This window comes from Sphingomonas bacterium, from assembly GCF_903644135.1.
Lineage (GTDB): Bacteria > Pseudomonadota > Alphaproteobacteria > Sphingomonadales > Sphingomonadaceae > Sphingomonas.
This window is the reverse complement of the sequence record NZ_CAHJXA010000149.1, coordinates 1-6,705: the sequence shown is the minus strand read 5'-3', so window position 1 is coordinate 6,705 and position 6,705 is coordinate 1. Positions and strand designations below refer to the sequence as shown.

6 protein-coding genes and 1 tRNA gene are annotated in these 6,705 nt (G+C 70.1%); 4 read left to right on the top strand and 3 right to left on the bottom strand.

Features of this window, described 5'->3' with window-relative positions:
* Together HUU96_RS09115 and HUU96_RS09110 are read left to right on the top strand one after the other, a co-directional pair.
* A partial coding sequence (locus HUU96_RS09115) for an OmpA family protein (protein ID WP_174292510.1) occupies positions 1–356 on the top strand: 356 nt, incomplete at its 5' end.
* Between the two features lie 216 nt (positions 357–572).
* Complete coding sequence (locus tag HUU96_RS09110; RefSeq protein WP_174292509.1) at positions 573–1,877, top strand: UDP-glucose dehydrogenase family protein; 1,305 nt, start codon at positions 573–575, stop codon at positions 1,875–1,877.
* On the opposite strand, the gene ygfZ is transcribed toward HUU96_RS09110, so the two are convergent.
* Entirely contained in the window at positions 1,856–2,599 is a 744-nt protein-coding gene (ygfZ, locus tag HUU96_RS09105; protein ID WP_254605159.1) for a CAF17-like 4Fe-4S cluster assembly/insertion protein YgfZ, read from the bottom strand. The genes HUU96_RS09110 and ygfZ overlap by 22 nt on opposite strands.
* A 45-nt stretch (positions 2,600–2,644) precedes the next feature.
* On the opposite strand from ygfZ, the gene HUU96_RS09100 reads away from it, so the two are divergent.
* Complete coding sequence (locus HUU96_RS09100) at positions 2,645–3,967, top strand: dihydroorotase (RefSeq protein ID WP_174292508.1); 1,323 nt, start codon at positions 2,645–2,647, stop codon at positions 3,965–3,967.
* A gap of 9 nt (positions 3,968–3,976) precedes the next feature.
* On the opposite strand, the gene HUU96_RS09095 is transcribed toward HUU96_RS09100, so the two are convergent.
* Complete coding sequence (locus HUU96_RS09095) at positions 3,977–4,765, bottom strand: DUF1134 domain-containing protein (RefSeq protein WP_174292511.1); 789 nt, start codon at positions 4,763–4,765, stop codon at positions 3,977–3,979.
* Positions 4,766–4,934: 169 nt separating this feature from the next.
* On the opposite strand from HUU96_RS09095, the gene HUU96_RS09090 reads away from it, so the two are divergent.
* A tRNA-Ser gene (locus HUU96_RS09090) sits at positions 4,935–5,024 on the top strand.
* 243 nt (positions 5,025–5,267) lie between these two features.
* On the opposite strand, the gene HUU96_RS09085 is transcribed toward HUU96_RS09090, so the two are convergent.
* Positions 5,268–6,705 (bottom strand): carboxylesterase/lipase family protein (locus tag HUU96_RS09085; protein ID WP_174292507.1); only part of this gene is annotated, 1,438 nt, incomplete at its 5' end.

Sequence of the window (6,705 nt, the reverse complement as noted above, 5' to 3'; positions counted from 1 at the left end):
GCTCGCCCGGTCCGTTCATCGTGTTCTTCGAGTGGAACAAGTCGGACATCACGCCTGAGGCAGGCTCGATCCTGGACAATGCGGTGACGCAGTATCAGAATTGCGGTAATGCACGGGTCATGCTGGCCGGCTTCACCGACACGTCGGGTACGCCGAAGTATAACATCGGCCTGTCGCAGCGCCGTGCCGACTCGGTGCGTGCCTACATCACGGCCCACGGCATTCCCGATGGTGTGGTGTCGACCCAGGCGTTCGGTGAGGATCCGACCAAGCTGCGGGTGCAGACCGCGGACGGTGTCCGTGAGGTCCAGAACCGCCGTGTGGAGATCACCTACGGCCCGGGTTCGGGACAGTAAAACCTGCTCCCTTGTCGGGGCTCTGAAGGGAGGTCGGTGCAAGCCGGCCTCCCTTTTTACGTGCCGACGCGCCGGCGACCGCACGCGACCTGAAGGCTGTGCAGATGTGCCGTCATCGTCGATGCCTACGCCAATAGAGGTTGCGTGTTGCGCGGGTGAGCGCCTTACCGACTCATCACGGACGTGGACGCGTCCTCATCCATTCGGAATACCTCTATGCGCATTGTGATGATCGGCTCGGGCTATGTCGGCCTGGTATCGGGGGCCTGCCTGTCGGACTTCGGTCATGACGTGGTGTGCGTCGACAAGGATGCCGCCAAGATCGAGGCGCTGCGTGCCGGCCGGATGCCGATCTACGAGCCCGGCCTCGACCAGTTGGTCGCCGCCAACGTCGCCGCCGGTCGGCTGGCGTTCACCACCGACCTCGCGCCCGCCGTCGCCGGCGCGGACGCGGTGTTCATCGGGGTCGGCACGCCATCTCGCCGTGGCGATGGCCATGCCGACCTGTCCTATGTCTTCGCCGCCACCGGGGAGATCGCCGCTGCGCTCACCGGTCCGACCGTGATCGTCACCAAGTCGACCGTCCCCGTCGGCACCGGCGACCGGGTCGAGCGGATCGTGCGCGACCAGCACCCCGACCTCGCCGTCGAGGTCGTCTCCAACCCCGAGTTCCTGCGCGAAGGCGCGGCGATCGGCGACTTCAAACGCCCCGACCGCATCGTCATCGGCACCGACGACGAGCGCGCGCGCGAGGTGATGCGCGCGGTCTACCGGCCGCTGTTCATCAACGAGAGCCCGATGGTGTTCACCAGCCGGCGCACCTCCGAGCTGATCAAATACGCCGCCAACGCGTTCCTCGCGACCAAGATCACCTTCATCAACGAGATCGCCGACCTGTGCGAGGCGGTTGGGGCCGATGTCCAGGACGTCAGCCGCGGCATCGGCCTCGACAACCGTATCGGCCGCAAGTTCCTCCATGCCGGTCCCGGCTATGGCGGCTCATGCTTCCCCAAGGACACGCTGGCGCTGCTCAAGACCGCGGAAGACGCGCAGTCGCCGATGCGGATCGTCGAGGCGGTGGTGCAGGTCAACGACAGCCGCAAGCGCGCCATGGGCCGCAAGGTCGCCGAGGCGCTGGGCAGCGATCCGCGCGGCAAGACGGTGGCGCTGCTCGGCCTGACGTTCAAGCCCAACACCGACGACATGCGCGACGCGCCGGCGCTGGCGATCGCGCAATATCTCGCCGACGCCGGCATCGCGCTGCGAGTCTATGACCCGGAAGGGATGGACGCGGCGAAACCGCTGCTGCCGCCCGCCACCAGCTTCTGCCGTGATGCCTATGACGCCGCCACCGGGGCCGACGCGGTGGTGATCGTCACCGAGTGGGACGCGTTCCGCGCGCTCGACCTCGGCCGGCTGGCGGCGGCGATGACCGCCCCGGTGCTGATCGACCTGCGCAACGTCTACCGCCGCGACGCCGTCGAGCGCGCCGGCTTCGCCTATACCGCCGTCGGACGCTGATCCGCGGCGACCGCGGCGGCGAGCCAGGGCGGGACGATCGCATCGCCCAGCGCGTCGACGCGGCGATGCTCGACCATCAGCCCCAACTCGGGATAGCGGATCCGGGTGCGCTCCCCTTCAGGGCCGATCGGTGCCGTCACCAGCCGGCGGTTGACGCGGGAGCGGTGATGCATCCGGGCGGTGTTCTCCTGCCCGACATAGCAGCCCTTGGTGAAGCTGACCCCACCCAGTTCGCGCGCATTGCATTCCAGCCAGAGCGTCTCGCCGCTGCCAAGCTCCCCCACGCCTTCCGCGACACCCAGCGTCAGGCGATGCGCGTGCCAGCCGTTGGCCGACTCGCCACGCTCCCCCAGCCAGCGCCGGCCAAGGTCGGCAAGCCGCGGGTCGGCGACACCGCGAGCCCCCTCCATCGACCAGTGCACCGCGCCGCTGGCGGGCTCGATCGCGATCCGCCGCCGCAGCCGGTAGAGCGCAAGCCGCCGCGCCAGCGCCTCCGCCTGCGCCGCCTCGACATCGACCAGCACCGCCTCGCCGTCCGCCCAGAGCAGCAGGTCGAACAGCGCCTTGCCCTGCGGCGTCAGCAGCCCCGCCCATAACGGCCGGTCGGGGGCGAGCAGCGCGAGGTCGTTGGTCAGCAGCCCCTGCAGGAAGCCGCGCACATCATCGCCCGACAGTCTCAGCAGCGCGCGATCGGCCAGCATGGTTCCCGTGGCGTCGTCCATCGCCGCAAGGTAGGGGCGGGGCGACGCAAGCGAAAGGGCAGGGCCATGGCGTACGACCTCAAGCTGACCGGCGGCACCGTTCACCTGCCGGGCGGGCCGGCGACCGTCGACCTCGGCATCCGCGACGGGCGCATCGCCGCGATCGGCGCGGTCGGCGATGCCGGGCGGACGATCAGCTGCACCGGTCTCGACATCCTGCCCGGCGTGACCGACACCCAGGTGCATTTCCGCGAGCCCGGCCTCGTCCACAAGGAGGATCTGGCCAGCGGCAGCCGCGCCGCGGTGATGGGCGGGGTGACGGCGGTGTTCGAGATGCCCAACACCAGGCCCAACACCGACAGCGCCGACGCGATCGCCGACAAGCTCGCGCGCGCAAGAGGCCGGATGTGGTGCGACCATGCCTTCTATGTCGGCGCGACCAACCACAATGCCGCCGATCTCGCCGAGCTGGAGCGGCTGCCTGGCACCGCCGGCGTCAAGATCTTCATGGGCGCGTCGACCGGCGACCTGCTCGTCGCCGAGGATGCCAGCCTGGCCGCGGTGCTCGCCTCCGGTCATCGCCGCGTCGCGATCCATGCCGAGGACGAGGCGCGGATGAACGCGCGCCTCGACGAGCGCGTCCCCGGCGACCCGGCGTCGCACCCGGTGTGGCGCGACGACGAGAGCGCGATGATCGCCACCCGGCGCATCCTGGCGCTGGCCCGCGCCGCCCGCCGCCGCATCCACGTCCTCCACGTCTCCACCCCCGCCGAGCTCGAACTGCTGAGCGCGCACAAGGACATCGCCACCTGCGAGGTCACGCCGCAGCACCTGACGCTCGCCGGCGAGGAGGCTTATCCGCGGCTCGGCAGCCTGGCGCAGATGAACCCGCCGATCCGCTCCGGCGCGCATCGCGACGGCCTGTGGCACTGGCTGCAGCAGGGTGTGCCCGACGTGATCGGTTCCGACCATGCGCCGCACACCGCCGAGGAGAAGGCGCAGCCCTATCCGGCGAGCCCCAGCGGGATGCCGGGCGTGCAGACGCTGCTGCCGCTGCTGCTCAACCATGTCGCCGAAGGGCGGCTGACGCTGCAGCGGCTGATCGAGCTAACCAGCGCGGGGGCGCAGCGGGTATTCGGCATCGTCGGCAAGGGCCGCATCGCCGCCGGCTATGACGCCGACCTGACCGTCGTCGACCTCAAGGCGCGCTGGACGGTCGAGCCGGGCTGGCTGGCGTCGCGCGCCGGCTGGTCGCCCTTCACCGGCACCCAGCTGACCGGCCGGCCGATCGGCACGATCGTGCGCGGCGGCGTTGCGATGTGGGAGGGCGGGCTGGGCGACAGCGCCGACGGCCGCCCGATCCGCTTTGAGGCGGTGGAGTTCGGCTGAACCCGGCGGCTAGAAGGGCAGCAGCTTGGATTTGTGGCTGAACTTCATGTAGTTGACGTTCACCCCGGCGCGCCAGCCGACGCCGAGCCGGATCGGGATCACGACGATGTTGCCCCGCCGCAGATAGGTCGCCGCGAATCCGCCGACCAGGTATAGCCGCCCCTCCGCGCCCGGGAAGCGGTGGTACAGGTCGCCGGTGTCGTACAGGTTGTAGACCAGCACGAAGACCTTGTTGGCGTCGCCGCCGACGTCGAAGCCCACCGACGGCCCCGTCCAATAGACCGGCTGCTGCCCCTCGATCTTGTGGCTGAGGATGCCCGAACCATAGCGCAGCCCGACCACGAACGCACCCGACGCCTCGTGCCCGGCGATATAGGCGTTGGGCTGGCCCTGGTCCTTCAGGATCCGCTCGATGATGCCGGCCAGCCCTTCCGCGCCCTTGCCGAACACGCCCTCGCCCGCCGCCAGCAGATCGTCGCGGCGATAGGTGTCGGCGGCCTGGGTGGTCGCGTCGGCGCGTGCCTGCTCCCCCGCGCGCGACGGCGCGACCGGCGGCTGATCGGGGGAGCGCTGGTCGGGACCGGGTTGATAGGTGTTGGATTGATAAGCGCTCGACTGGTCGGGACGGGATTGGTCGGGTACGCGGTCGTCGGCGGGCACGGGTGCCGATCGCGCCGCACGGGCAGCCGCCGCCCGGGACGCGGCTGTCGACAGGTCCTGATCGATGCCCTGGTTGGGATCGATGCTGCGCATCTGCGCAGCGGCCGTGCCCGCGAGCAACACTCCCATCCCCAGCATCGCAATCGCCCGCAAGTCCCCACTCCTTTGCTACGCTCACCAGAGCGTGCCGCGCGCTGCCGCTCTCGGCAACCCACCGGCGGCAGCCCGAGTCGATTCCGCGGCAGAACGCCAAGCCCGGTTGATCGCCTGTGGCCGGTTGGCTATGAGGACACCGCCGGCGACGTCCGGAGACGTGGGTGAGTGGCTGAAACCAACGCTTTGCTAAAGCGTCGTACGGGAAACCGTACCGAGAGTTCGAATCTCTCCGTCTCCGCCAGGTGCGTGGTAAGACACTGCTAGATACGGCGTTTCTGGCGGCCTGTTCGTCACGCGCCACGTCTGAGCCTATATGCGCGAGATAGCCTGATAACCGCCTTCATCACCGGCGGGTTCTGAAAAGACCAAGCATGTTGGTTCGACCGTACCGGCCCAGATAGGTCGTGACATCGTTGCTGACCGACCGGATTACGAGCCGATCATACTGTTGCACATGGACATTGCCGCTAGGACGGCCGCACCTTTACGGCGCGACCGTCCGCCAGCGATCGGGCAACCGTCCGGTCTGCCGGTATGACCGGATGAGCTGGAACCGGTCGGTGCCGGTCTCGGCCGCGGCGCTGGTGCTGTCGGGGGTGATGGCGAGCAGCTGCGATCCCGGCCCGGCATAGCTGGGCCAGTTCGGCAGGCCGGGGCCGTTGGGATCGCCCTTGGCGGCGAAGTTGGTCCAATAGGCGGTCATCCGCTCGGCGGTCGCGCGGTCGCGCTCGCCAGGCGCGCCGCCGCCGCGGCCGGGCGGGGGCGGCGACAGGTTGCCGAACACGTACTTCACCTCGGCGGTGTGGTTGGCAATCGGCGAGTAAGGCGAGGTGAACGAGAACTGATAGGCATAGACGCCGGTGCGCCGCGCCTGCTGCTGGAGCGCCAGCATCTCCCAGGTCTGTTCGGAGATGACCAGATCGCCGACCAGCGTCGCCGACGACCGCGCCGGATCGGCCGACGGATAGGCCGCCTCGACCACCGCTGTGCGATCCGCGCCGAACAGCTGGGCTTCGCCCGCCCGGAACGCATCGGGCGTGTCGTGCGGCAGTGCGCGCGGCAGGAACAGCGGCGTCTCCTCACGCGCGTTCCAGCCGGCGAGCAGCGGCACCTTCGCGGCGGCCCCGCGCGCGAAGGTCGCGGCGGGAGCTTCGCGTAGCACATAGCCGTCGACGCTCGGCGAGAAGACGGTCGTGCCCGGATCGCGCCTGACGTCCCAGCGGCCGGCGGCGTTGAGCTGCTCCGCCGGCAGGGCGCGCAACGCGGCGAGGTCGGTCGCGGCCATCTGCTGCTGGAAGGCGACGCCGCGCGCGGTCGCCTCCGCGTGGGTCGAGAGCGAGCCGTGCTCGCTGTCCCAGAACGCGCCGCTCTCGGCGATCGCCTTGGCGAACAGCCCCTTGGCCAGCGGCGAGGCCATGAGGATGCCGACCGCGTGCGCGCCGGCGGACTCGCCGAAGATCGTGACGTTGGCGGGGTCACCGCCGAACGCGGCGATGTTGGCGCGTACCCAGCGCAGCGCCGCGACCTGGTCCTGCAGGCCGTAATCGCCCGACGCCGGCCCCTCGCGGTCGAGCGTCGGGTGCGCCAGGAAGCCGAGCACGCCCAGCCGGTAGTTGAAGCTGACGACGACGACGCCGTGCTTGGCCAGCACCGTGCCGTCATAGCCGGGCTGGGCCGACGAGCCGAACTCGAACCCGCCGCCGTGGATCCAGACCATCACCGGATGCTTCCCCGCCATGGCGGGCGTCCAGACGTTGAGCGTCAGGCAGTCCTCGCTCTGCGGCGGCCCCTGCATCGGCCCGGGCAGCGGCGAGGCGAAGCAGGGAGTGCCGAACCGGGTCGCGTCGCGTGGGCTGGTCCATGCCGCCGCCGGTTGCGGCGAGCGCCAGCGCAGCGGCCCGACCGGCGGCGCGGCATAGGGG